The organism is Mycobacterium sp. ZZG (assembly GCF_054786995.1).
Genome location: NZ_JBTBFV010000177.1, coordinates 1 through 900 on the forward strand (window position 1 = coordinate 1; position 900 = coordinate 900).

Here is a 900-nt window from a genome sequence, read left to right on the forward strand (position 1 = left end):
GACCAGGCGCTGGACGGGTGGCGCGACGCGGCTCTGCGGCTGCTGTTCGACGGCCTGATTCCTCTGCTGCCCATCGAGGTTCGCCGTGCGCTGTACCGCCGCGGCGGCCCCGATCGGGTGCTCGCCGAGCAGCTGCACGAGGCATGCGGAGGAATGGTTGCGTGAAAAGCACGGCGGGGATTCTGGCGGCGTACTCCGAGTCGTTCTGTGGCGACCCGGGGCCGTCGGAGCCGCCACCGGAGCCAGATGTTGAGAGAACGCAGCGAGCGCGCACGGCGCTGGCCGACCTGCTGCTCACTCGGTCGGCGCTCCGAGGCTTACCCGATCCCGAACCGCTGATCGACGGCGTGCTCGACCAGGGAACGCTCGCGCTTCTCTACGGTCGGTGGGGATCGGGCAAGTCCTTCATCGCGCTCGACTGGGCGGCCAGCGTCGCAACTGGCCGGCCGTGGCAGAACCGTGCGTGCGAGAAGCGCCGCGTGCTGTACGTCGCAGCTGAAGGCGCGTTCGGGCTCAAGGGCCGCGTCGACGCCTGGGAGCGCGGCTGGGACGAACTGGTGACCGACGGCGAGCTCGACATCCTGCCGCGGCCAATCAATCTCACTCGCCTCGCCGAGCTCAGCGCGCTCACTGCTCTCATCCAGGAGAGGCGATATGGCCTCGTGGTGCTCGACACCCTGGCGCGCTGCATGGTCGGCGCCGACGAGAACTCAGCGAAAGATTGCGGTCAGGTCGTCGACGCGCTGACCGGCATTCGCGAGAGCACCCTCGACGGTCGAGGCGTCGTCTTGGGTGTGCATCACACCGGCAAGGATGGCCGGACCCTGCGGGGTTCGTCGGCGTTCGAGGCCGGCGCCGACACGGTCTACCTCACCACGCGTGACGCCGAGGATGGTGGGG

At 69.1% G+C, this 900-nt stretch carries 1 protein-coding gene; it reads left to right on the forward strand.

Annotated elements, in window-relative coordinates:
- Positions 1-161: 161 nt before the first annotated feature.
- The coding region (locus ACXMYJ_RS29225) for an AAA family ATPase (protein WP_460359563.1) at positions 162-900 on the forward strand (739 nt) is incomplete at its 3' end.